The following is a 491-nucleotide window of genomic DNA, read 5'->3' as shown; positions in this document are numbered from 1 at the left end:
TAAAAGTTGTAGAATCATTCGGATCAAAAACTTGATCTTCAAGTGGATATTTAAAATGTCATAAATGGCCCTTGACTTCTTTTTGTTCAACTTCAAGATCCGAGATAGCCGTTAACAGTTTAGGATCCCACTTAACCAAACGTTTATCTCTATATATCAACCCTTGCTTATAAAGCGTAACAAAAACTTCACGAACAGCTTGGGACAAACTTTCATCCATTGTAAACCGCTCACGCGACCAATCACAGGAAACACCACGTCTGCGTAGCTGGTTTGCAATAATCCCACCAGCCTCATGACGCCATTCCCAAATACGCTCAACAAATTTTTCTCTCCCCATTTCTTGGCGGTTTGGCTCTTGACGCTCTGCAAGTTGTCGCTCACAGACCATTTGCGGTGAAAATCCCCAATGATCCCTATCGGGGCGCCACAATACCTTCATACCCCGCATCCGCCGAAACCGAACTAACAAAATTTGGATTTTCGTTATT

The 491-nt window shown here is 42.8% G+C and carries 1 pseudogene; it reads right to left on the bottom strand.

Annotation, left to right across the window (positions count from 1 at the left end):
* Positions 1–61: 61 nt before the first annotated feature.
* Positions 62–491: pseudogene (locus J7R10_RS08555) on the bottom strand (class I tRNA ligase family protein); the annotation flags it as partial.

Source organism: Bartonella vinsonii subsp. berkhoffii ATCC 51672 (genome assembly GCF_902825225.1).
GTDB classification, from domain to species: Bacteria; Pseudomonadota; Alphaproteobacteria; order Rhizobiales; family Rhizobiaceae; genus Bartonella; species Bartonella berkhoffii.
This window is presented reverse-complemented; position numbering and strand designations above follow the sequence as displayed.